The organism is Blautia sp. LMAG:89, assembly GCF_008679485.1.
Classification (GTDB): Bacteria; Bacillota; Clostridia; order Lachnospirales; family Lachnospiraceae; genus Blautia_A; species Blautia_A fusiformis.
The window spans coordinates 649,747-674,246 of sequence record NZ_NANC01000004.1 but is presented as its reverse complement, the minus strand read 5'-3'; the positions used below and the strand labels follow the sequence as shown (position 1 = coordinate 674,246).

Annotated in this window: 18 protein-coding genes; 16 read left to right on the top strand and 2 right to left on the bottom strand. The window is 46.0% G+C overall.

All coding sequences use genetic code 11. The features are described 5' to 3' along the window. Positions 1–85 precede the first annotated feature (85 nt). The 9 genes from CCC70_RS07070 to CCC70_RS07030 all read left to right on the top strand — a co-directional run bounded on the left by CCC70_RS07070 (position 86) and on the right by CCC70_RS07030 (position 11,782). Positions 86–955: a hypothetical protein gene (locus CCC70_RS07070; protein ID WP_278603472.1), complete on the top strand. Its 870-nt coding sequence runs from the start codon at positions 86–88 to the stop codon at positions 953–955. A gap of 70 nt (positions 956–1,025) precedes the next feature. Further along, complete coding sequence (locus CCC70_RS07065; protein WP_278603473.1) at positions 1,026–2,795, top strand: fibronectin type III domain-containing protein; 1,770 nt, start codon at positions 1,026–1,028, stop codon at positions 2,793–2,795. Between the two features lie 267 nt (positions 2,796–3,062). Further along, complete coding sequence (secA, locus tag CCC70_RS07060; RefSeq protein ID WP_021652694.1) at positions 3,063–5,642, top strand: preprotein translocase subunit SecA; 2,580 nt, start codon at positions 3,063–3,065, stop codon at positions 5,640–5,642. Positions 5,643–5,796: 154 nt separating this feature from the next. Continuing rightward, a complete protein-coding gene (locus CCC70_RS07055; RefSeq protein WP_278603474.1) occupies positions 5,797–6,630 on the top strand; it encodes a carbon-nitrogen hydrolase family protein in 834 nt (277 codons plus the stop codon). A 73-nt stretch (positions 6,631–6,703) separates the two neighbouring features. Continuing rightward, positions 6,704–7,823, top strand: a protein-coding gene (gene prfB, locus CCC70_RS07050; protein WP_118061801.1) for a peptide chain release factor 2 whose coding sequence is annotated in 2 segments (ribosomal slippage) — positions 6,704–6,778 and positions 6,780–7,823 — 1,119 coding nt in all. Because the reading frame shifts where the segments join, the coding sequence is not laid out codon by codon here. Between the two features lie 171 nt (positions 7,824–7,994). Beyond that, positions 7,995–8,447: an ACT domain-containing protein gene (locus tag CCC70_RS07045; protein WP_059086691.1), complete on the top strand. Its 453-nt coding sequence runs from the start codon at positions 7,995–7,997 to the stop codon at positions 8,445–8,447. Positions 8,448–8,451: 4 nt separating this feature from the next. Then, a complete protein-coding gene (locus tag CCC70_RS07040) occupies positions 8,452–9,663 on the top strand; it encodes a homoserine dehydrogenase (RefSeq protein ID WP_287084545.1) in 1,212 nt (403 codons plus the stop codon). A 21-nt stretch (positions 9,664–9,684) separates the two neighbouring features. Next, entirely contained in the window at positions 9,685–10,893 is a 1,209-nt protein-coding gene (locus tag CCC70_RS07035; protein WP_022427327.1) for an aspartate kinase, read from the top strand. Positions 10,894–10,993: 100 nt separating this feature from the next. Continuing rightward, a complete protein-coding gene (locus CCC70_RS07030) occupies positions 10,994–11,782 on the top strand; it encodes a DUF975 family protein (protein ID WP_287084544.1) in 789 nt (262 codons plus the stop codon). A gap of 928 nt (positions 11,783–12,710) precedes the next feature. Here CCC70_RS07030 and CCC70_RS07025 read toward each other — a convergent pair. Next, positions 12,711–13,199, bottom strand: a complete 489-nt coding sequence (locus CCC70_RS07025; RefSeq protein WP_287084543.1) for a Gx transporter family protein — start codon at positions 13,197–13,199, stop codon at positions 12,711–12,713. Between the two features lie 115 nt (positions 13,200–13,314). Continuing rightward, positions 13,315–13,689 (bottom strand): NusG domain II-containing protein, encoded by a 375-nt coding sequence (locus CCC70_RS07020; protein ID WP_021652703.1) that lies wholly within the window; start codon positions 13,687–13,689, stop codon positions 13,315–13,317. Positions 13,690–14,136: 447 nt separating this feature from the next. Here CCC70_RS07020 and CCC70_RS07015 point away from each other — a divergent pair, with 447 nt between their 5' ends. The 7 genes from CCC70_RS07015 to CCC70_RS06985 all read left to right on the top strand — a co-directional run bounded on the left by CCC70_RS07015 (position 14,137) and on the right by CCC70_RS06985 (position 24,215). Further along, positions 14,137–14,739 carry an FMN-binding protein gene (locus tag CCC70_RS07015; protein WP_173776208.1) on the top strand — a complete coding sequence of 201 codons (603 nt, stop codon included), beginning with the start codon at positions 14,137–14,139 and terminating at the stop codon, positions 14,737–14,739. Next, complete coding sequence (locus CCC70_RS07010) at positions 14,736–15,509, top strand: 4Fe-4S binding protein (RefSeq protein WP_287084542.1); 774 nt, start codon at positions 14,736–14,738, stop codon at positions 15,507–15,509. The genes CCC70_RS07015 and CCC70_RS07010 overlap by 4 nt, the downstream gene beginning before the upstream one ends. Positions 15,510–15,512: 3 nt before the next feature. Further along, positions 15,513–16,577 (top strand): FAD:protein FMN transferase, encoded by a 1,065-nt coding sequence (locus CCC70_RS07005; protein WP_287084541.1) that lies wholly within the window; start codon positions 15,513–15,515, stop codon positions 16,575–16,577. 125 nt (positions 16,578–16,702) lie between these two features. After that, a complete protein-coding gene (locus CCC70_RS07000; protein ID WP_287084540.1) occupies positions 16,703–18,952 on the top strand; it encodes a penicillin-binding Tp47 domain C-containing protein in 2,250 nt (749 codons plus the stop codon). Between the two features lie 143 nt (positions 18,953–19,095). After that, complete coding sequence (locus CCC70_RS06995) at positions 19,096–20,691, top strand: FMN-binding protein (protein ID WP_287084539.1); 1,596 nt, start codon at positions 19,096–19,098, stop codon at positions 20,689–20,691. A 347-nt stretch (positions 20,692–21,038) separates the two neighbouring features. After that, a complete protein-coding gene (locus CCC70_RS06990; RefSeq protein WP_287084538.1) occupies positions 21,039–21,986 on the top strand; it encodes an L-lactate dehydrogenase in 948 nt (315 codons plus the stop codon). Positions 21,987–22,058: 72 nt separating this feature from the next. After that, on the top strand, positions 22,059–24,215 hold the full coding sequence (locus CCC70_RS06985; RefSeq protein WP_287084537.1) for a Tex family protein: 2,157 nt from the start codon (positions 22,059–22,061) through the stop codon (positions 24,213–24,215). The last annotated feature ends 285 nt before the right edge of the window (positions 24,216–24,500 follow it).

Here is a 24,500-nt window from a genome sequence, read left to right as displayed (position 1 = left end):
TCACAGCAAAATCAGGCTTCTTTTCTGTTGCAAGCAATAGGGGAGAATTATATAATGAAGACATATGCGAAAGGAGAAAGGAAAAATGAAAAAGAAGCTTCCTGTGGTGATCTTAAGTGTAGCTCTTGGTATGACCATGATACCGGCTACCTGTATGGCAGCGGAATTTAACAGTGGTGACACCATAAAAGAACAGACTGTGGAGGATCTGGAACTGATTTCCGGAGAAAACAATACAAAGGATTCCAAAAAGTCAGAAATACAATGGACAGGGTTTAAATGGGACAGCTATTCCCAGGCAGAGATAACGCTTACGTCAGCCGTTAACGGCGTCTGCTATTATAAATGGGCAGAGCGAGGGGAAGACGGAAATTCCCAGGTGCCTCAGATCGAGACCGGAAATACCGTGAATGATGAGGTTTTGATCAGTGAGGATGAAGAGTTCGGGATCACACTTGCAGACCTGGATACAGACCAGGCAGTTGATCTGTATATCCAGATTGAGGATGAGAATGGGAAATTAAGTGATCTGAAGCGGATGGAGCTTGATCAGGACAGCCGCCCGGCGAAAAAAACAGATTCTGAGAAAAAACATAAAGCATCCAAACCAAAGGCAGAGGACAGTACGGTAGAGGGGCTGGATTCTCCTCTGGAATTCTACCCGGATACATTTTATGATTTTAAGGTTATCGGTGCAGGTACCGATAATGAGGATCCGGAAAACGGAGACATTAAGTGGGTGCCTGTTTACTGGAGCACATCTGCGAATCCGAATTCCAACCGGATCCGAAGCACCTGGAAGATCGGTTCCAAGGAAGGAATCGACCAGGAGGGAACTTTTAATCTGTATGTTTTCTTCCGCAAATATACCTGCAAGGATTCCAAATGGCAGTCTACGGATAAGATACAGTCTGTACAGTACAAGTTTCAGTCAGCCCCACTTTCTGAAAAATAATACTGTGTGGAGTGCGAATATCTCCTTGACATAACAAATATGTAACTCACGGAGAAAAGGAGGAAGGTAAATGAAGAAAAAAGTTCTGGCACTTTTTTTAAGTGCTGCGCTTTGTGTGACGGTGTTCCCGGCAACCGGTATGGCTGCAGAGTTTGGCAGCGTTGATGCAGAAATTACAGAAAATGCTGCGGACAGCCAGGAAATGTTTTCCGCAGAGGAAACTACAGAGTCTATGGGAGAGACTGAGCAGCCTGCAGAAGACAGTGAGGATATTTCTGAGGAAATGGTGGATAACTCTTCCGATGCAACCATGGAAGATGTGGAAAACGCGGAAAATGTGGAGAACAGCGAGGATACTTTCGGCGGAGCTGAGGAAGGAGTTTCAGAAGAGATCTCCAGTGAGGATGATCCGGAAGTATTATTGACAGAACTGATACCTGAAGAAGCAGGAGACGGTATGGAAGAAGAAAACGCAGAAGCTATGTCAGCGTCAGCTCCGGAGCTGGCAGTGACACCGACAGCGGGTCCGGAACCGACAGTGACACCGACAGCGGATCCGGAACTGACAGTGACACCAACACCGGTGCCAAAAATAAACGTAAAATGGACCGGAGAAAAATGGGTAAGCCGCAGTTCTGTAAATGTGACACTTAAAGTTGATGCAAACGGAGCCTGCTACTACAAAGCTGTAGCGAGAAAAAAGGACGGAACATCTGATGTTCCGAGGGTCGATACGGGAAACTCTCGTGTGGCGGTTACTGCAAACAGAAGCTTTGTGATATATCTTAAGAATCTGGATACAGAGAAAGAATTTGATCTGTATCTTAAAGTATTGGGTTCAGACGGAAGAACCAGCAACCTGAAAAAATTAAAGTTGAATTACAGGGGAACCCGCCCGAAATATGATGTGACGCCGACACCGACCTATATACCTTCTATACCAGATGTCAAAGATAGTTTTGTAAGAGGGTTGGATTCTCCGCTGAAATTTACTCCGAATAAATATTATAATTTTACCGTGACCGGTGCGGGAACTACAAATTCAAATCCCGGGCCTGGAGATGTGAAGTGGGTGCCAGTTTACTGGAGTACTTCACCAAATCCAACCGATAACAGGAAGAATACTACATGGCGGATCGGATCTGCCAAAGGAATAAACAAAGCCGCAACTTATAACATGTATATCTTTTTCCAGAAGTATGTTTATCAGAAATCTGAATGGAAAAAGACTGATGAAGTACAGTCAGCCGTATACCAGTTTCGGTCCGCGGCCCTTACAACGGTAAAGCTTACCACGCCCGGGTTATCCGGCACTTCCAACAGCCCTGCCGGCATCGTCTTCAAATGGAAAAAAGCTGCAAATGCTTCCGGTTATAAGATCTATCGAAGGACCGGAAACAGCAGCAAGTGGGTCAATATCGCTACCGTAAGCGGAAGCAATACGCTGGTCTACACAGACGGATCAGTAAAATCAGGAACCATGTATACTTATACAGTCCGCGCATACAAGGGCTCTGCTTTAAGTGCTTATAACAAAAACGGCAGCCGGATCGTCCGTCTGACAGCTCCGGTGCAGTACAAACCGTCCAGCAAGGCTTCCGGGAAGCTGACTGTCCGCTGGAAAAAAGCAGTTGGCGCTTCCGGCTATCAGATTCAGTATGCGGCCTCAAGGTCCATGAGAGGGGCCAGAACAGTGTCCACCAGTGCACTGACCCGAACACTTTCCGGTTTGAAAAAGGGAAGCACTTATTATGTTCGTATCCGTGCATACAAAAAAGTGAGCGGAAAGACATATTACGGTGCCTGGAGCAGTGTAAAAAATGCAAAAGTAAGGAAATAAGATCTGTAATATCCCGCGGGATCCTCGAAAACTGGGTCCTATGCGGGATATTTTCTATTGTGTTACTGAGAACGGAGTGAACAATAACTCTGTTGTTCCTGACATGATTTGTTAAATAATTGTTCATTGTTTTTATAACAGGAAAGTGGTAGAATATATACCATATGTGATCCAGTATAACGGATATCAACAGAGAACTGGAATGATCCAAAATTGGACAGATCAGAGACAGCAGTCTTATTCGAATAAAATGATTGGAGCAGAAACATGAATGTTTTTTCAAAAGTATTTGGAACCCGCAGCCAGCGTGAGGTAAAACGTATCATGCCGCTGGTTGAAAAAACCGAGAGCTATCAGTCTCAGATGCAGCAGCTTACGGATGAGCAGTTACGAGACAAAACAAGAGAATATAAGAAACGTCTTGCAGAAGGTGCAACACTGGATGATCTTCTTCCGGAGGCATTTGCCACTGTACGTGAGGCAGCCAAGCGTGTACTTGGAATGGAACATTACCGTGTACAGATCATCGGTGGTATCATCCTTCACCAGGGCCGTATCGCCGAGATGAAAACAGGTGAAGGTAAAACTCTTGTTTCCACACTTCCTGCATACCTGAATGCCCTTGAGGGAAAAGGTGTCCACATCGTAACCGTCAACGACTACCTGGCAAAACGAGATGCCGAGTGGATGGGTAAGGTTCACGAGTTCCTTGGCCTGACTGTAGGCGTGGTACTTAACGATATGAAGCCGGAAGAGCGCCGTGCGGCATACGGATGCGACATCACATACGTAACAAACAACGAACTTGGATTTGATTATCTTCGTGACAACATGGTCATCTATAAAGAACAGCTTGTTCAGAGAGACCTTCACTACTGTATCATCGATGAGATCGACTCTGTCCTGATCGATGAGGCACGTACACCTCTGATCATTTCCGGACAGAGCGGCAAGTCCACCAAGCTTTATGAGGTGTGCGATATCCTTGCACAGCAGCTGGAGCGTGGTGAGGCCAGCCATGAGATGACCAAGATGGCAGCCATCATGGGTGAGGAGGTTATCGAGACCGGTGACTTCGTTGTAAATGAGAAAGATAAGATCGTCAACCTTACCGAGCAGGGTATCAAGAAGGTTGAGAAATTCTTTAATATCGAAAACCTGGCAGATCCGGAAAACCTGGAGATCCAGCACAACATCATCCTTGCACTTCGTGCACATAATCTGATGCACAAGGATCAGGATTATGTTGTAAAAGATGACGAGATCCTGATCGTTGATGAGTTTACTGGACGTATCATGCCGGGCCGTCGTTACTCCGATGGTCTTCATCAGGCGATCGAGGCGAAAGAGCATGTGAAGGTTAAGAGAGAGAGCAAGACTCTCGCAACCATTACCTTCCAGAACTTTTTCAACAAATATGATAAAAAAGGCGGTATGACAGGTACAGCCCTTACCGAAGAAAAAGAGTTCCGTGATATTTACGGCATGGACGTTGTAGAGATCCCGACCAACCGTGTAGTACAGCGTAAAGACCTTGATGATGCTGTTTACATGACAAAGAAAGAGAAATTCAACGCCGTTGTAGAGGCAGTTAAGGAAGCTCACGCAAAACATCAGCCGGTACTGGTTGGTACGATCACCATCGAGACTTCCGAGCTTCTCAGCAGAATGCTGAAGAGAGAGGGAATCCCCCACAATGTATTGAATGCCAAGTTCCATGAGCTTGAGGCTGAGATCGTAGCTCAGGCAGGACAGGCAGATGCCGTTACCATCGCGACCAACATGGCAGGCCGTGGTACCGATATCAAGCTTGACGATGTGGCAAGAGAGGCCGGCGGTCTGAAGATCATCGGTACCGAGCGTCATGAGTCAAGACGTATCGATAACCAGCTCCGTGGACGTTCCGGACGACAGGGAGATCCGGGTGAATCCCGTTTCTACATTTCCCTTGAGGATGACCTGATGCGTCTGTTTGGTTCCGAGAGACTGATGAAGGTGTTCACATCCCTTGGTGTTGAGGAGAATGAGCAGATCGAGCACAAGATGCTTTCCAATGCCATCGAGAAAGCCCAGGAGAAGATCGAGTTCAACAACTTCGGTATCCGTAAAAACCTTCTCGACTATGACCAGGTTAACAATGAGCAGAGAGAGATCATCTATGAGGAGCGCCGCCAGGTACTTGACGGTGAGAATATGCGTGATGCCATCTACAAGATGATCACAGATATCGTAGACAGCATGACAGACATGTGCTTTTCCGATGACATGGATTCTTCTGAGTGGGATCTTAATGAGTTCAACACTGCGATCACTCCGATCATCCCGATCCACCCGCTGACCGCAGAGAAGGTAAAAGGCCATAAGAAAGATGAGATCAAGCACATTGTGAAGGAAGAGGCTGTGAAGCTTTACGAAGCGAAGGAGGCTGAGTTCCCGGAACCGGAACAGCTTCGTGAGCTTGAGCGAGTTGTCCTTCTGAAATGCATCGACAGCAAATGGATGGATCACATCGATGATATGGAAATGCTCCGTCAGGGTATCGGTCTGATGGCATACGGCCAGAGAGATCCGGTTGTTGAGTACAAGATGAACGCATTCGAGATGTTTAACAGCATGATCAGCTCCATTCAGGAAGACACTGTACGTATGCTGTATCATGTTCATGTGGAGCAGAAGATCGAGCGTGAGCAGGTTGCTAAGGTAACCGGCACAAACAAAGATGACAGCGCAGGCCCGAAGAAACCGGTTCAGCGAAAAGAAGATAAAGTATACCCGAATGATCCGTGCCCATGCGGAAGCGGCAAGAAATATAAACAGTGCTGCGGACGTAAGGCTGCCAAGATCTGAGAAGGAAGATAGAAATAGTCTCACCCAGATGATGCGGTGGGGCTATTTTTTCTGGAATTTCTGTTACACAGGAACAGAGTACAGCGAATATTAATCATCCTGCGTCAATATAGCAGATACTTAATTTTCGCTGTAAGAGAAGGGACATGATAATATGGCAATTATAAAAACTGCAATTCTTCAGACACATGTATATACTGATAAATTTCGCAATATCATCCAGGCAGCAGAACTTCTTGCCAGCCCGGAACTTCAGGGGATCGATCTGGCAGTCCTGCCCGAAATGTTCTGTTGCCCCTACGAGAACAAATACTTCCCGGAATATGCGGAACCAGAGAGGGGAGATACCTGGGAAAAATGTTCCCGACTGGCGGCAGAACACGGAATTTATCTCGTAGCAGGAAGTATGCCGGAGAGAGATGAAGCCGGCAATATTTATAACACTTCCTATGTCTTTGACAGAAATGGTCATCAGATCGGTAAGCACCGGAAGATGCATCTTTTTGACATTGATGTAAAAGGCGGCCAGTATTTTAAAGAATCCGATACCCTGACACCGGGAGACCAGGTGACGGTTTTTGATACAGAATTTGGAAAGATGGGCCTTTGCATCTGTTACGATTTCCGCTTCCCGGAGCTTGCCAGGCTGATGGTGGACGAAGGTGCCCAGGTGATCATCGTGCCGGCTGCTTTTAACATGACAACAGGGCCCATCCACTGGGAGCTGATGTTCCGCCAGAGAGCCGTGGATAACCAGGTATACACCATCGGAGCTGCACCAGCCAGAGACCTGAACGCCGTGTACCATTCCTGGGGCCACTCCATTGTCGCAGACCCCTGGGGAAAAGTCCTCATGGAAATGGAAGAAAAGCCGGACGTGGAGATAGTGGAACTGGATCTGGACGAGGTAAAAAAAGTTCGGGAGCAGCTGCCGCTTCTGAAGCACAGGAGAGGGGATATTTACGCCCTGACCACGTTTTCGTTGTAATTTCCATGCCCATATGGTATTGTATAAGACAGGCAGGAAATCCTGTATCAATATATAGAAAGAAGGTGAAGCTGTGGTTGAGTTAGATCAGTTCAAGAGTATTCTTGCAACATACACAGAGCCATTAGTGGAAGTGAGGGATTCACTTTGACCTCGCTAACAAAGAGCAGAAGGTCGAAGAATTAGAGCGCGAGATGGAAGCGCCTGATTTCTGGGATAACGCAGAAGTATCTCAGATGAAGATGAAACAGTTAAAGAGTCTCAAGGATGATATTGAGACATACCATAATCTGGAAACACAGATGGAAGATATGGAAACCATGATCGAGATGGGATATGAGGAGAATGATCCGGAGATCATCCCTGAGATCCAGGAAATGCTGGACGAGTTCCAGGCAAGCTTTGACAGCATCCGTGTGAAGACACTTCTTTCCGGAGAGTACGACGGAGAGAATGCCATCATCAAGCTGAACGCAGGAGCCGGCGGTACAGAAGCTTGCGACTGGTGCGGAATGCTTTATCGTATGTACAGCAGATGGGCGGAGAAGAAAGGCTTTGCGCTGGAAGTACTGGATTACCTTGACGGTGATGAGGCCGGTGTGAAATCTGTAACCTTCCAGGTGAACGGAGAGAACGCCTACGGTTATCTGAAATCCGAGAAGGGTGTTCATCGTCTTGTACGTATTTCCCCGTTTAATGCGGCAGGAAAGAGACAGACATCTTTTGTATCCTGTGATGTTATGCCGGATATCAAGAAAGATCTGGACGTTGAGATCAATGATGATGATATCCGTATTGATACCTACCGAAGCAGCGGTGCCGGTGGACAGCACATCAACAAGACATCCTCTGCGATCCGTATCACCCATTTCCCTACAGGAATCGTGGTACAGTGCCAGAATGAACGTTCTCAGCACATGAACAAGGACAAGGCCATGCAGATGCTGAAAGCCAAACTGTATCTTCTGAAACAGCAGGAAGCTGAGGAGAAACTTTCCGGCATTCGAGGCGAAGTGACAGATATCGGCTGGGGAAACCAGATCCGTTCCTATGTCCTGCAGCCATACACCATGGTAAAAGACCATAGAACCAATGAAGAAACCGGTAATGTTGACGCAGTTCTGGACGGTGGTATTGACATCTTTATCAATGCATACCTGAAATGGATCGCGCTGGCGAAAAAGAAAGAATAACATTACTGTCACGGAACCCCATAAAGACAGAGAAAAGGACTCCGCAGGCAAAAAATCGCTTGTGGAGTTTCTTTTATTATGATAATATATCTTTTGTACAAAAACAGTTGTCTTTATGAAACGGACAGGGGGCTGCTGGTCACAGTGTGAACAGCAGTCAGAGAGGTTACTATGCAGAAACAGGTTGAAAAGAAAAAATACTATGTAGTAAGAGAACGGGCAGTGCCGGAAGTACTTCTCAAGGTGGTTGAGGCCAAGAGACTGCTGGAATCCAAACGGGTGGCTACTGTTCAGGAAGCTGCTGAAAGGACCGGGATCAGCCGCAGTTCTTTTTACAAATATAAGGACGATATTTTTCCTTTCCACGAGGAGACCAAGGGAAAGACCATCACCTTTATCATTCAGATGGACGATGAGCCGGGGCTTTTATCAATGGTGCTGCAGACGATTGCCCGTTTTCACGGTAATATCCTGACCATACATCAGAGTATTCCAATTAACGGAGTCGCAACACTGACGCTGAGCGTTGACATCCTTCCGGGAGAAGGCGACGCAGAGGCTATGGTGGAGGATATTGAGCAGAGAGACGGTATACACTATTTGAAAATTTTAGGCAGGGAGTAAGCATATGATAAACATAGCAGTATTAGGCTACGGTACAGTAGGAAGCGGAGTTGTTGAAGTCATCAACACCAATCATGAGAGCATTAACAAGAGAGCCGGAGATGAGATCAACATCAAATACGTTCTTGACTTAAGAGATTTTCCGGGAGATCCGGTTGAGAAAGTTCTGGTTCATGATTATGAAGTGATCGTAAACGATCCGGAAGTAGATATTGTCGTTGAGGTTATGGGCGGAATTGAGCCTGCTTATACCTTTGTAAAAAGAGCACTTCTGGCAGGAAAGAGCGTAAGCACATCCAACAAGGCCCTGGTAGCCAAACATGGTTCCGAGCTCATGGAGATCGCAAAAGAAAAAAATATCAACTTCCTTTTTGAGGCAAGCTGCGGCGGCGGTATCCCGATCATCCGCGCACTGAATTCCTCACTGACAGCAGATGAGATCGATGAGATCACAGGAATCCTTAACGGAACCACAAACTACATGCTTTACAAGATGAGCACAGAGAACTGTGATTTTGATACGGTTCTGAAGGAAGCCCAGGCAAAGGGCTATGCAGAGGCAGATCCGACTGCAGATGTAGGAGGTGCTGACGCATGCCGTAAGATCGCCATCCTTTCTTCACTTGCATACGGAAAATTCCTGAATTACGAGGATATTTATACAGAAGGAATCACAAAGATCACACCGGCAGATATGGAATATGCAAAAGAGCTTGGCATGACCATCAAGCTTCTTGCCACAAGCCGCAGGATCGGAGATTCTTTCTATGCAATGGTAGCGCCGTTCCTGGTAGGTCAGAGCAGCCCGCTTTACAGTGTAAATGATGTGTTTAATGCAGTATTTGTGCACGGAAACGTTCTTGGAGATGCCATGTTCTACGGAAGCGGAGCAGGTAAGCTTCCGACTGCAAGTGCAGTAGTTGCAGATGTTGTGGATGAAGCAAAGCATCTCCACAGAAATATCATGACAAACTGGAGCAGCTATGCTCTTGAACTCATGGATATGGATGAAGTAGAGGGACGCTTCTTTGTACGTGTGTCTGATACTACTATGGATGAAGTAGAAAAAGCTTTCGGTGATGTACAGACTATCGAGCCGGATGACCTTCCGGACGAATTCGGATTTATCACACCGGTGATGAAGCAGGCTGAATATTATGAGAAGATCAGCAAGCTCACCGGAAAAGTACTGGCAATGATCCGTGTAAAGGATTGATGCCGAAGGGAAGAAAAGAACATGTTGATTGTAAAAAAATTCGGCGGTACTTCTGTGGCAAACAAAGAGCGTATCTTTAATGTTGCCAGAAGATGTATCGAAGATTACAAAAAAGGAAACGACGTGGTGGTCGTGCTTTCTGCAATGGGTAAGTATACCGATGAGCTGATCACCATGGCAAAGGATATCAATGATAAACCTCCGAAACGTGAGATGGATATGCTTTTTACCATCGGAGAGCAGATGTCAGTGGCACTGATGTCCATGGCTATGGACAGTCTGGGAGTACCGGCTGTTTCTCTGAACGCTTTTCAGGTAGCTATGCACACAACAAGTGCACATGGCAGCGCACGCCTGAAAAAGATCGAGGCGGCACGTATCCGCAGAGAGCTGGATAACCGCAGGATCGTTGTGGTCACAGGCTTCCAGGGCATTGATAAATATAATGACTATACCACACTTGGACGTGGCGGTTCTGATACCACAGCCGTAGCTCTTGCGGCAGCGCTTCATGCAGATGCCTGTGAGATCTATACCGATGTGGACGGTGTTTATACCGCTGACCCGCGTAAGGTTCCGAATGCCCGCAAGCTTAAGGAGATCACTTACGATGAAATGCTGGATCTGGCAACTCTGGGTGCGGGAGTGCTTCATAACCGTTCTGTGGAGATGGCAAAGAAATACGGCGTGCCGCTGGTGGTACGTTCCAGTCTCAACAACAGCGAAGGAACTGTGGTAAAGGAGGAAGTAACAGTGGAGAGAATGCTGATCAGCGGTGTTGCTCTGGATACAGATGCAGTACGTATTGCTGTGATCGGACTTAAAGATTCACCAGGAGTGGCATTTAAGCTTTTTGATACCCTGGCTAAGAAAAATATCAATGTGGATATGATCCTTCAGTCTATCGGCCGTGCCGGAACCAAGGACATTTCCTTTACTGTTGATAAAAATGATCTGGACGATGCAATGGGTGTTCTGGAAGCTAACCAGGCACGCATCGCCTATTCTGAGCTTCATGCGGAGAAAAACATTGCCAAGCTTTCTATTGTAGGAGCAGGTATGATGAGCAATCCAGGTGTTGCTGCAAAAATGTTCGAAAGCCTTTACAATGAGGGTGTGAACATCAATATGATCGCAACATCTGAGATCCGTGTGACGGTTCTCATTAACGAGAAAGATGGCGTACGTGCCATGAATGCGGTACATGATGCGTTTAATCTTGCAGACTAAACAGATGTGAAATATGAGAATATGATATATCTGAAGTAAAAAATGACGGGGCGGAGGCTTGGATGAGTCTCCGCCTTCTATAACGAAGGGATACAGAATTATGAGAAAAAATCTGAAGGGCTGTAAGAAGCTGGCAGGGGAAACTCTGGCCGGTAATTTTACGGTCCCTGTGATCGGGAGTATTGCGGTTGCGGCGATGAGCGCAGTTTCAAGCTATATTTCCACAGCACTTTTTCCGGGAGATTCCCTGTATGCGATCATTGGAGGAGAGGTATTCAGCTTTGTCCTTTCTCTGGTGATCTGTATTTTTTCCGCAGGACTTTACCGGATCTATCTGAATATTTCCAGAAGGGAAGCCTACTCTTTCGGAGACCTTCTGTACTTTTTCAGCCATCAGCCGGATCATGTGATCGTGGCATCCTTTGTGCTGGCATTGATCAATCTGGTGACATCACTTCCACTGGCGTGGTTTTCTTTTACAAGCAATATGGGAAATACAACGGAGGAGCAGATGAACTGGGCAGTAACTTACATGCTGCTCACACTTCTCGGGTTCGCGCTGAACCTGCTGGCAGCTATGCCGTTCACCATGAGCTATTACATCCTGTCCGATAATTCGGACATAAAAGGAGTGCAGGCACTGAAAGCCAGTGCAAAGCTTATGAAGGGACATTACTGGGAATATATGAAAATGCTCTTAAGTTTTGTTCCGTGGATCATTTTTTCCATATTTACATTGTATCTGGCACTGATCTGGCTGGTGCCTTATATAGAAACCTGTATGGCAGTTTTCTATCGAAATATTTCCGGAGAGTTTGATGAACCTCCGGTGGATCCTTATCCTCCGGTAACTCCGATCCCGCAGTTCCATGATGAAACCGAAGCCTGATCGCCTTCCGGGAGGATGCTTGAAACGCAGGTACTTTCCCTTTCAGGGGGACCATTTTGGCATGGGCAGGTACGAGGGGGAAAGCACTCAAAGTTGCGAAGCCCGCTTTTCCCCCTCGAGCTCCCCCTTTCCGGGCACGCAGCTATTGTAGGCTGTAGAAATATGTGAAGATATTGGAGGGGCGATGGATTCTACTACGTTGGCTGTGGAAGGTTGAGCCGATTTATGCTGACGTAAATATATTGGCGAGGCGTTTTTTATTTGCTCCGCATGAAAAGTGGTCTGCAAAGCAAACCTGTTCCTGAATAACAGCGATACGCCACAATCCAGGAAATAGGTCTGCTACGCAGGCCGCTTTCCCATTCAGCCAGAAACAACAAACAGTACAGAAACAATAATCAGCGCCGAAGCAACAAGCAGTGCAGAAGCAATAAACAGCGCCAAAGCAACAATCGGCTCAGCCTGCTACTGCCAGTGCAGCAGAATACATGGCAGAATCAATAATCGGCTCAGTCTGTCACTGCCGATACAGCAGAATACAGGACTGAGCCGATACACTTACACATTCCATAACGCATCACAGCGGCGTGGCCAGGAGGGGAAGAGCGCGAGAAGGGGAGACGGCCTTCGCAACTATGAGTGCTTCCCCTTCTCGCAAATTACCCACTTTCAAAAAGTGAAAACTATAATCCAAAAAAATCAAACCATCCAATTTCCTCTCACTTCAAAAAGTGAAAACTATAATCCAAAAAAATCAAACCATCCAATTTCCTCTCACTTCAAAAAGTGAAAACTACAATCCCAAAAAATCAAACTACCCAATTTATCTCACTTCAAAAAGTGAAAACTATAATCTAAAAAATCAAACCACACAATTTCCCTCACTTTAAAAAGTGAAAACTATAATCTAAAAAATCAAATCACATAATTATAGATTCAAAGGAAGTCGTCCCACAACCTCCTTTGTCAACCATCCTATGAGAATCCCCGCCAGGACACCTGCTACCAGCAGTGCCGGTGCATAAACCATCAAACTCGTATTGCTCACCACGATCATGGCAACGAGCAGCTGCCCGATATTATGTGTGACACCACCGGCCACACTGATACCGATCAGACTGAAGCCGGAATGTTTTTTCAAAAGATCCATCACAGTCAGGCTAAGCGCAGCGCCGGCCAGACTATACAAAATACTGAACAGATTTCCAAACATAAATCCGATCACCAGGATCCTGACAACGGACACGAGAGCCGCTTCTTTAAAGGAATATCGGTCCAGTATAAAAAGTACCGCCAGGTTTGCAAGCCCGAGCTTGATACCCGGAATCCCTGTAAATACAGGGACCAGAGACTCCACATATCCAAAAATGATCGCTACTGCGGCAAATAATCCGAGATAAGCTGTTTTTCGTTTCATAAATAAATCCTTTCATTTGTTGCAGGAATATCGTTGCAGGAATAGCACAGACAGAATACCGTCTGTCAGAGAAAAATCTACGGAGAACACGCATTGCGCATATTCTCCGGAAATTTTATGTCACCGCATCAATTTTAGGCGAACTCTCCGAATCCGAATCCTCTGCAGTATTTTCCCCTTCTATTACAACCTTATTAGGAAGGCAGATGATGGAACCGCCGTGCTCGTCCACAGCCTTCTGTTTCATACAGTAATGGTCCGGGCAGGTTGCTTCGATCATTGTAACTTTTCCATCTTTGATCTCGCAGACATTGGTGTCTCCGATGTGGATGATCTGGTCCTGGGAAAGCGAATAGGTTCCGAATTCTTTTCCGTCAACGGTAATACGGATCGTATTATGGGAACGTTTCCCCGCAATCTGAAAACCAAGCCAGAGAACCCCCGCCAGAATCAGGATCCCGGCAATAAAAATCAATTCTTTTTTCTTCAAAACAAATCTCCATTTCTGTTACAGATTCAGAAAAAATCATATCATAATCGAAATTAAAAGGCAAACATAAGTTAATGATATCTAACCATAATTCATACAGCTGTTCCCAACGGAAAGGGAGGAGTGGCGATGATTTTTCTTTTATAAAAGACATAAAACAGAAAAATTCATATTGGAAAAAGTTATAAACTACTAACAAAAGTGTAGACAAGAAAAAAAACAGGTGATATAATACCTAACTGTAAGTTAGCATCATCTAATTTTATAAAAAAGATTAATCAAAACTAATTTATGTATATGGATAAAAACTATATAATTTATCCAAAAGACAGTTATACGCAGATTGAAGGAATAGATCGAGAGCATCTGACGCAGCCATATATGTTCGCACAGTTGAGCCTGATGCAGCAATTTACGGAATTGTTATAAATACAAGGGAGAAAAGAGATGAAAAATCAGAATTTTTATATGAGAGTGATCTCCTTACTGCTGGTGATCCTGGCTGTACTTTTTTATAACAGCAGCATGAAAGCCCAGGCAAATGAAAAAGAGATCGCGGCTCTGACAGATAAGGTAGATACACTTCAGGAGCAGCAGAATGAACTTCTCAGTGCGCTGGAGACGAGTTATGTAAATCGTATGCAGAATCAGGCAGCATCTGCAGGATCAGGCAGCAGTGATACAGATACAGCAGGCGATGACAAAACAACAGACACTTCAGACGGCAATGTATCCGATGCAGACGCAGAGGACACAGCAACCGCAGATTCCGATAATGTATATAAAGATGGAACCTATACAGGAGAAGCCGAGGGATACGGCGGGACCATTCAGGTGGAGGTGACACTTACCGGTGATGAGATCACATCCATCAACGTAGTCAGCGCCCCAGGTGAGGACAGTGCATATCTTTCACAGGCAGAGAGTGTGATCGATTCCATCCTGAGTGCTCAGAGTACAGATGTGGATACCGTATCCGGAGCAACGTTCAGCTCCACAGGAATCCTGAACGCAGTGGATGCGGCACTTGGAAAGGCGGAAAACTCATGAAAAAAAGACAGCGGGAGGTAAGGCTGATGCGTGCGGGAATACAGCTGGCATTTTTTATTGCCGCCCCGTCTCTGTTTTCTACAGCCTTTGCAGGTATCAAATCGATCTTTCTTGCCATTGCGGCCGGTCAGCCGGTGGAGTGGAATTCCTTTCTGACTGTAACGGCAGTGCTTCTGATCTTTACCTGTTTTTTCGGAAGACATTTCTGCGGATATGCGTGTGCATTCGGATCTTTCGGAGATGCCGTATATGAAGGCTTTTCCTGGATCCGGATGAAATGCTTTCACAAAAAAAAGAAACCGACTCTTTCCGAAAAAATGGTTCACGGGCTTCAGAAAGTCAAATATATCGTACTGGCACTGATCCTGCTTTCCTGCCTTACAGGTGTATACGGAAAGCTTACGGGAACCAGCCCGTGGGATGTTTTTTCCATGCTCACGGCAGGACGGCTCCCGAACAGCAAATATCTGGTGGGAATTGTGTTCCTGGTGCTGATCATTGTGGGAATGTGTACACAGGAAAGGTTTTTCTGCCAGTTTCTCTGTCCCATGGGAGCGGTTTTTGCATTAATGCCAATCCTTCCGGGTGCACTGTTTCGGAGAAACCGTGAGAAATGTCCGCCGAAATGTGGTCTCTGTAAAAAAAGATGTCCGGCTCATCTGGATATCGACGGCGACACAGGCAGATCCGGCGAATGTCTTTGCTGCCACGCATGTGCCGCAGCATGCCCGAGAAAAAATATTCACATTGGAACAATTGAGGAAAAATGATCTATGAGATATCAGGCTCTGAAAAAGAAAACTTTTCTGGCAGCAGCTACATTTACAGGAATTGCGGTGTTGTTTCCTGTGCTGTGCATGGCTGCTTCGGAAAATGATGTACAGACATATACCGATACAGATTTTGCAATGGATACTGTGGTATCAGAAACACTCTATACCACAGGTGACGATATAAACAGTAAGCTGACAGCTGTGCTGACAGATGTGGAGACGAACCTTCTTTCCTGGACCAATGAGAAGTCCCAGATCTATAAGGTGAATGCAGACAGCGGAAAAGATACGGAGATTTCCGACGAGCTTTCCGGATACCTGAAACGTCTTCTGAAGATCGCAGAGGATTCTGACGGAGCCTTTGACCCAACCATCGGGAAGCTGATCCGCCTGTGGGATATTGGAGGGGAAAACCAGAAAATTCCGGAAGAAGCAGAAATTAAGAATGTTCTGAAGGATTCCGGATATCAGAAGATTTTTCTTGACGGAAATACGGTCCACATGGAGGAGGGCTGTTCTCTGGATCTTGGAGCAGCGGGAAAGGGTATTGGCTGTGACCTGATCCTTAAAGAACTGGAAACAAAGAAGGATGTAACAGCAGCACTTATGAATCTAGGAGGAAGCAGTGTCATGACCTACGGAAGCAAGCCGGATGGTTCTTCCTGGAATGTGGCAGTGACAGATCCCAGAGCTGAAAATGAGGATGACTATCTTGGTGTGGTTGCCTTAAATGGTACAGAATTTCTTTCCACATCCGGAGATTATGAGAAATATTTTATCGAAAATGGTGTAAGGTACCACCACATTATGGACCCGTCTACCGGCTATCCGGCAGAAAGCGGAGTGACCGGGGTAACGGTAGTCTGTGACTCAGGTCTGGAGGCAGATGCGCTTTCCACAGCATGTTTTGTGCTGGGGGTGGAAAAAGGGACACAGCTGTTGAAAGCTTACGGTGCAGACGGACTTTTTGTGGATGGAGACCATCATGTGTATCTCACTGAGGGGATGAAGGAGCGGTTCAGCCTGCTTGCGGATTCCTATAGTGTGGAGGATGTTGCAGAGTGAAGCTGATCTCCCGGCGATCCGGTTTATGACTGTTTGGCAGGGGGAATGCTCATATCCGCAGTACTTGCGATAGTAAACCTGGAAAGGGTTCTATAAATATATCATATTTTTAGGAGGAATAAGCAATGCAGAAGTGGAATCTATTGAAAAAAACAGCTCCATGCATTTTAAGTCTTGCAGTGGCAGCAACAACCTTTCCGACCGCTGTAATGGCATCTGATCTTGATGCAGCCGTGATTTCCGAGGCAGAGACAAGAGATACGGAGGATTTTAGCACAGAGGAAACGGCAGAGGATACTGAAGCTGTAGCAGAAGAAGCTATAGAGGATGCTGCAGACATAACAGAAGAAGCAGCAGAGGATGCAGCAGTGCCAGAAGCTGCTGCAGACGAGACAGAGGATATCCAGCAGGAAGATACAGCAGAGGAAGCAGACCCGTTCTCTACAGGGGAAGAGGATTTCACAGAAGGCGATGAAGTGGCGGAAGCATTTTCCGATTCTGACCAGCTGACAGGCGAGTATCAGTACGTATATGCAGGACTTACCTGGGGTGAGTACTGGGCAGCAGAAGGCGTATATGCAGCTGGAGATACAAGCTCTTCAGAAGAGAAGGATTCACATAGTGAGTTTGATACAGGAGCTTTTGATACAGTAACAAGAGCGACTGCAAATCATGGACTCCACAGAGGAAGCTATCAGACAGAAGCTACGATCATTGCTGAAGACGGAACCAGATTCGACGTATCCTACTGGGAGGATAAAGGAAGCACACTTTATCTTACAGACGGTTCCAAGGTAAAATGGAACAGAGGCAGTATAACAACAGAAGATGGAAAAACCTATACGATGGGTCATTATGAGATATATGGTCTGAAATATGTTCCGGTAGCAGTTAAGACCGCAGATTTTGCAGATTTCTGCAAAAAGTATAATGTCGTACAGGATGGAGCTGTGCTCTCCGGAGGATACAGTGAAAACAATCTCCAGTATTACAAAGGCCTTGTGGCAGACGTAAATGCACAGACAAATGGTCTGAAATATGCGGAGAAAAATGGTGACAGCTTTACATTTACAGCAAGAAAATCAGACGGAACAGCTTCCGGTATCAAGGATCAGGCGTTAAAAACAGCAACAGAGATCAAGCCGAGTGTAAAAGCAGCAAGCGGAAGCTACGGCGAATTCCTCCGTGTGGATCTCAATGGAAATTATGGTGATCTTGGTGCAAATATGCAGGCTGTACGCTGGGATTATTATGGAGATGATTCCACATATACAAAATGCCTCGCTTCTTATGGAACCAAGTTTGCCGCAGATAACTGGATGCATAAAGCAATGGGAATCCAGCTTGGACTTACAAAATCTGCACGCTGCAAGCTTCCGGGAGGAACAGACGGAACAGGATACTGGAAACTGACAGTGTATGCTCTTGGATATAATGACTATACCTACAGCTTCCAGGCAACTGCAGAGAATATCGTAAATCCTACAATGGAGCCAACTGATTTTACAAGTCTTAAAACAGAAGTGGAAGCTGCAAAGGCTCTGGCAGAGGCAGATTACACAATTGCAACCTGGAAGTCCTTTGCCGGTGAGCTTCAGGAAGCAGAAGACATTCTTGCAAAAACAGATGCAAGTCAGGCTGAGGTAAATGAAGCACTTGAACATCTTCAGGGAGCAGAGAAAGAGCTTCAGAAGGTAACAGTTACACTTGATAAGACAGCAGCAGCTGTATATACAGGAAAAACAACGACTCTTAAGGCAACAACAAATGACAGCGATGCAACAGTAACATTTAAGTCCGGCAACACAAAGGTTGCAACAGTAAGCAGCAAGGGTGTTGTTAAAGGCGTAAAAGCCGGAACAGCAGTTATCACAGCAAAGGTAGGAAATGCCACAGCAACCTGCAAGGTAACAGTAAAAGCTTCTACAATTAAATTTGCAAAGGCTTCCGTAACGATCTACAAAGGAAAAACAGCAACTGTAAAAGCAACTGCAACACCATCTGCAACTGTAAAATACACAAGCAGCAACACAAAGATTGCAACCGTAAACAGTAAAACAGGTGTTGTAAAAGGAATCAAAGCAGGAACCGTTACGATTACAGCAAAGGCAGGAGCCCTGAAGACAACCTGCAAAGTAGTTGTCAAGAATCCTGCATTCAGTCTTGTAAAATCTTCTGCAACGATCAAAAAAGGTAAAACAACAACCATCAGATCCAAAGCAACACCTGCAGGCAAGGTTACATATACAAGCAGCAATAAAAAAGTTGCAGCTGTAAACAGCAAAGGTGTTGTAAAGGGAATCAAAAAAGGTAAAGCAACGATCACAGTGAAATGCAACGGAATTACAAAGAAATTTGTGGTAACAGTTAAATAATTTCACTGTTGAACCGAATGTGAGCACAGATATCCGGGAGCCTCTGCCGCAGACATAGAGCAATGTCTGCGGCAGAGGTCTGCTGATTTCTGAAGAGCAATGTCTGACAGAGGCCGCAAGAAAAGAGGAGAGAGTAAGGAAGCATGGAAAAAGATCTGAAAGATAAAAAGCAGGAGGAAAAAAATACTCCGAAGATACCCTGGACCAAGCTGGTCCCTGCAGCTGCTGTGATTGCGGCGCTTGTGTTTTCAGGCATAAAGGCGAAGGGCTCTGATGGAGAGACAGAAGCAGTCGGGCAGGCAGAGACGACCGTAATGTCCGCTTCAGAGCTGGAAAAATATTTCGGGTATGAAAAAGAAAATACTGTTTCTGACAACACAGCTGAGAAAAACAGTACAACAAAAAAGAAAAGCTCATCAAAAAAAAGTTCAAAAAAAACAGCAGCGAAAAAAAGCTCCGGTACAAGAACGGTTTCCGAATCTGCAAAAAGCAATGCCGGCGCCGCAGGACAGGGAACCACGCAGACACCGGTAGCAAGCGTTCCGGCAGATGGATATAAGGACGGTACGTATGAAGGAAGCGGAACCGGATTTGGCGGGACGATCCGCGTGAGAGTAACAATCAGCGGTGGAAAGATTGCGGCCATAGATATTCTGGAGGCATCTGGAGAAACTGCGTCGTATTTTGCGTCAGCTCAGGGTGTGATCAGCAGGATGATTGCCGGAAATACACCGAATGTAGATGCAGTAAGTGGAGCAACCTATTCCTCCAACGGAATCATCCAGGCAGTTCAGAATGCCCTCTCCCAGGCAGCGGCAGATGGAAACAGCCAGCAGGTCACCCCTACACCTGCAGTAACTGCTTTACCAACTCCGACATCAGCTCCGTCACCTACAAAAAAACCATCTCCTACAAAGAAACCGGAAGATCCGGACAGTCCCCAAAAATATCTGGACGGTAAATATACAGCTTCGGCAAAGGGCTTCAATGGAGACGTGAAAGTAATTGTGACCATCAAGGATGGAGTGATCGAAGCCCTGAAACAGGAAAATACGGACACAAAGCAGTTTTTTGAAAAAGCATGGAGCGTGCTGGAGGAACAGATCATTGGTACGGATTCTGTAGATGATATTGATGCAGTCAGCGGAGCAACCTATTCCTCCAACGGAATTCTCAACGCTGTAAAAAAAGCTCTTAAAGAAGCGATCAATCCGGAGTATGGAAAGAAACCGACACCAACTCCGACAAAGAAACCGACACCAAAGCCAACAGCCACACCGAAACCTACGGCAACGCCGAAACCAACAGCCACACCGAAGCCAACAGAGACGCCGGCAGCAACCCCGACGCCGGAGCCGGACGACCCGGATGTGACGCCGGTTCCTGAAAAACCCAATGTAACTCCAACACCAGGGACAGATGAGCCGGATGCAACACCGGAGCCAACGGAAGCACCGGAACCGGTGGGAATGTACAGAGATGGAACGTATACAGGCTCGGCTTTTGGATATGGAGGAAAAACATATCTGACAATTACGATCTCAGGAGGCCAGATCGTATCCATTGAGCAGACAAATCAGGATACACCGGAATTTTTTGATCCTGCATGGAGCACGATCTATTCTCAGATCATGGCAAACCAGTCGGCGGATGGAATCGATACTGTCAGCGGAGCCACATATTCCTCCGAGGGGATCCTGGACGCTGCACAAAAGGCCCTTGCCCAGGCAAAGAATTAACCGGGTGAACGTTGGAGCAGCTATAAACATCTGAATCTAAGCCAATAATAAGAGGTGAAAGAAACCTCTGGACTTCTTGATTTTTTTTGAAGTTCAGAGGTTTTTTGCTAGGTTTCTGAAATTGCTCCTATAAATCGATAAAAAAATAACAGGAATGTATACAGAATAATAGGAAAAATATCAGAAAATATAAGCGGTTTAAATAATTTGAAATGCAAATTGGCGGGGATTAATCTGAGAAATACAATAAAATTTTTATTGCACAGGGCAATGTTTTATGTTATGTTTGAATGTGTGTAATTAAAGTTGTTATTAAAATGACAAACAACGCTGAAAGGAGAACAAATATGAGCAGTAAAATTACGATCATCGGAGCAGGAAGTGTAGGAGCAACTATCGCTTATACCTTATCACAGAGGAGTATTGCATCAGAGATCGTTCTGATCGATATTAACAAAGATAAGGCTGAAGGTGAGGTTATGGATATTGAGCAGGGAACCAGTTTCCGTGAGCCGATCTCCATCGTGGCAGGAGATTACCCGGATGCTGCAGATTCTGACATTGTGATTATCACTTCCGGTATTGCCAGAAAACCGGGACAGACTCGCATCGAGCTGACACAGACCAACGTTAACATTATGAAGAATATTACTCCGGAGATCGTAAAGGTGGCTCCCAAAGCGCTTTATATTATCGTAAGTAATCCATGTGATATTATGACTTATGCATTTGCAAAGCTTTCCGGACTGCCGGAAAATCAGATCCTTGGTTCCGGAACCGCCCTGGATACGGCCCGTCTCCGCTGCAGACTTTCTCAGCACTACGGTGTATCTGAGAAAAACATCCACGCCTATGTATTCGGAGAGCATGGAGATACTTCCTTTGTACCGTGGTCCAGAGCCTTTGTTGCAGGTGCGACCCTTGATGAGTTTGACAAGATCGTTCATGAGGATCAGAAAGATCTGCAGCCACTTGACAGAGAAGAGGTTCTGGAGTATGTTCATACTTCAGGATCAACAGTGATCGCCAAGAAGGGTGCTACATTTTATGCGGTAGCCGTATCTGTTTGCAGACTTTGCTCGCTTCTTCTTGCAGCATCTGATACAATAGTCAGTGTATCAACCATGCTTCACGGAGAGTACGGTGTTGAAGACGTATGTCTTAGTACCATGGCTTCTATCGGACCGGAAGGTGTAAAACGTATCGTTCGTGTTCCGCTGACCGAGGAGGAGACAGAGAAGCTTCATGCAAGCGCCAATGCTCTGAAGGCCGTGATCGCACAGATTGATCTTTGATAAATGTCAGAAGCTGTGTAAAGAGGAAAATGCAGCCTCAGGCAAATTTGAAACAACGGGAGAAAGATAAAAATGGATATTATTCAGGTAATTACCAGAGAATTGAACGTTGAGAAATGGCAGGTCGAGGCAGCGGTTAAGCTGATCGATGAAGGCTGCACCATTCCTTTTATTTCCAGATACCGTAAGGAAGCAACCGGTACACTGAACGACGAACAGCTTCGTAATCTTAATGAGAGACTTACTTATTTAAGAAATCTTGAGGATAAAAAGGCTCAGGTTCTGGGCAGCATCGAGGAGCAGGGCAAGCTGACTCCGGAGCTGAAGAAACAGATCGAGGCAGCGCAGACACTCGTTGTGGTAGAGGATCTTTACCGTCCGTACCGCCCGAAGCGCCGTACACGTGCCATCATCGCCAGGGAAAAAGGTCTGGGACCTCTGGCCGACATCATCCTTCTCCAGATGACGAAGAAACCTCTTGAAGAAGAGGCAAAAGCATTTCTTTCTGAGGAAAAAGAAGTCAAAACTGTGGAAGAGGCCATCAGCGGTGCCAGAGATATCATTGCAGAACATATTTCTGATGAAGCAGATTATCGTATCAGTATCCGTAAGAGAACAATGGATAAGGGAACTATATGTTCCACCGCAAGAGATGAGAAGGAGCAGTCTGTATACGAGATGTATTATGACTTTGAGGAGCCGGTGAAAAAGCTTGCAGGTCATCGTGTCCTTGCTCTGAACCGTGGTGAGAAAGAGAAATTTCTTACTGTGAAGATCCTTGCACCTGAGGAAGAGATCATCCGTTATCTTGAAAAACAGGTGATCGTCCGCGATAATCCATACACTACACCTGTTCTGAAAGAAGCCATTGAGGACAGCTATAAACGTCTCATCGGACCGGCTATTGAGCGTGAGATCCGAAGCGCCCTTACAGAGGCAGCAGAGGACGGTGCCATCCATGTCTTTGGCAAAAATCTGGAGCAGCTTCTCATGCAGCCTCCAATTGCAGGACAGGTAGTTCTTGGCTGGGACCCTGCCTTCCGTACCGGATGCAAGCTGGCAGTGGTAGATCCTACCGGAAAGGTTCTGGATACCACAGTTATTTATCCCACAGCACCAACCAATGAGACCAAGATCCGTGCCGCAAAGGAAACCCTGAAAAAGCTTATCAGCAAATATCATGTGACACTGATCTCTGTAGGAAACGGAACGGCATCCAGAGAATCCGAGCAGATCATCGTGGAGCTTCTTAAGGAAATCCCTGAAAAGGTCCAGTATGTTATCACCAACGAGGCAGGTGCTTCTGTATATTCCGCAAGCAAGCTTGCTACGGAAGAATTCCCGAATTTCGATGTTGGACAGAGAAGCGCCGCATCCATCGCAAGACGTGTACAGGATCCGCTTGCAGAGCTTGTAAAGATCGATCCGAAATCCATCGGTGTCGGTCAGTATCAGCATGATATGAACCAGAAAAAGCTGGGAGAAGCCCTTAACGGCGTTGTGGAAGATTGTGTAAACAAGGTCGGAGTGGATCTGAATACTGCATCTGCATCCCTTCTGGAGTATATTTCCGGAATCAGCAAGGCCATCGCAAAGAATATTGTAGCCTACCGTGAGGAAAACGGCCGTTTCCAGACAAGAAGAGAGCTTCTTAAGGTTGCCAAGCTTGGTCCGAAAGCCTTTGAGCAGTGTGCAGGTTTCACACGGATCACAGGAGGCAAAAATCCTCTGGACGCAACCAGTGTCCATCCGGAAAGCTATGACGCAGCAAAAAAACTCCTGGAAAAGCTGGGCTACACACCGGAAGATGTGGCAGAGCGTAAGCTTACCGGTATTTCCGGGCAGATCCGCGATTACGGAAAACTGGCAAAGGAGCTGGAGATTGGAGAGCCAACCTTACGTGATATCGTAAAGGAACTGGAAAAACCTGCCAGAGATCCACGTGACGAGATGCCGAAACCGATCCTCCGTACCGATGTCCTGGATATGAAGGACCTGAAAGAAGGCATGGTCCTCAAGGGAACTGTCCGCAATGTTATTGACTTCGGTGCTTTTGTGGATATCGGTGTGCATCAGGATGGCCTGGTCCATATTTCCGAGATGAGCGAGAAATTCATCAAACATCCGCTGGAAGCAGTCAGTGTGGGAGATATCGTGGATGTCCGTGTTCTTGGGGTTGATATGAAGAAAAAACGGATCAGCCTTTCCATGAAGGGAATTAATAAATAAAGAGAAAACCCGGGACATACCGCGCGAATTTATGCGATCAGCATAAATTCTGTGCATCGCCAGGCGTGTTACTGAGAACGGAGTGAAAAGTAACGTATATTCTGCAGCATTCTGCGGCGGATTACCGGACAGATATACAATAAAGCTATAACAGAAATACAGCAGTGGTTTATACCCTATACTTTATAGAACCGGAGAAATCAGGTTTACAGGGAAAAACCACTGCTGTATTATTATATTACCAGATGCGGATTATAGGGAATGTTTACATCAGGAATACATAGA

Excerpts from the sequence above, each read along its gene's own strand:
- CCC70_RS07070 (WP_278603472.1), top strand. The coding sequence starts at position 86 with ATGAAAAAGAAGCTTCCTGTGGTGATCTTAAGTGTAGCTCTTGGTATG.
- CCC70_RS07065 (WP_278603473.1), top strand. The coding sequence starts at position 1,026 with ATGAAGAAAAAAGTTCTGGCACTTTTTTTAAGTGCTGCGCTTTGTGTG.
- secA (WP_021652694.1), top strand. The coding sequence starts at position 3,063 with ATGAATGTTTTTTCAAAAGTATTTGGAACCCGCAGCCAGCGTGAGGTA.
- CCC70_RS07055 (WP_278603474.1), top strand. The coding sequence starts at position 5,797 with ATGGCAATTATAAAAACTGCAATTCTTCAGACACATGTATATACTGAT.
- CCC70_RS07045 (WP_059086691.1), top strand. The coding sequence starts at position 7,995 with ATGCAGAAACAGGTTGAAAAGAAAAAATACTATGTAGTAAGAGAACGG.
- CCC70_RS07040 (WP_287084545.1), top strand. The coding sequence starts at position 8,452 with ATGATAAACATAGCAGTATTAGGCTACGGTACAGTAGGAAGCGGAGTT.
- CCC70_RS07035 (WP_022427327.1), top strand. The coding sequence starts at position 9,685 with ATGTTGATTGTAAAAAAATTCGGCGGTACTTCTGTGGCAAACAAAGAG.
- CCC70_RS07030 (WP_287084544.1), top strand. The coding sequence starts at position 10,994 with ATGAGAAAAAATCTGAAGGGCTGTAAGAAGCTGGCAGGGGAAACTCTG.
- CCC70_RS07025 (WP_287084543.1), bottom strand. The coding sequence starts at position 13,199 with ATGAAACGAAAAACAGCTTATCTCGGATTATTTGCCGCAGTAGCGATC.
- CCC70_RS07015 (WP_173776208.1), top strand. The coding sequence starts at position 14,137 with ATGAAAAATCAGAATTTTTATATGAGAGTGATCTCCTTACTGCTGGTG.
- CCC70_RS07010 (WP_287084542.1), top strand. The coding sequence starts at position 14,736 with ATGAAAAAAAGACAGCGGGAGGTAAGGCTGATGCGTGCGGGAATACAG.
- CCC70_RS07005 (WP_287084541.1), top strand. The coding sequence starts at position 15,513 with ATGAGATATCAGGCTCTGAAAAAGAAAACTTTTCTGGCAGCAGCTACA.
- CCC70_RS07000 (WP_287084540.1), top strand. The coding sequence starts at position 16,703 with ATGCAGAAGTGGAATCTATTGAAAAAAACAGCTCCATGCATTTTAAGT.
- CCC70_RS06995 (WP_287084539.1), top strand. The coding sequence starts at position 19,096 with ATGGAAAAAGATCTGAAAGATAAAAAGCAGGAGGAAAAAAATACTCCG.
- CCC70_RS06990 (WP_287084538.1), top strand. The coding sequence starts at position 21,039 with ATGAGCAGTAAAATTACGATCATCGGAGCAGGAAGTGTAGGAGCAACT.
- CCC70_RS06985 (WP_287084537.1), top strand. The coding sequence starts at position 22,059 with ATGGATATTATTCAGGTAATTACCAGAGAATTGAACGTTGAGAAATGG.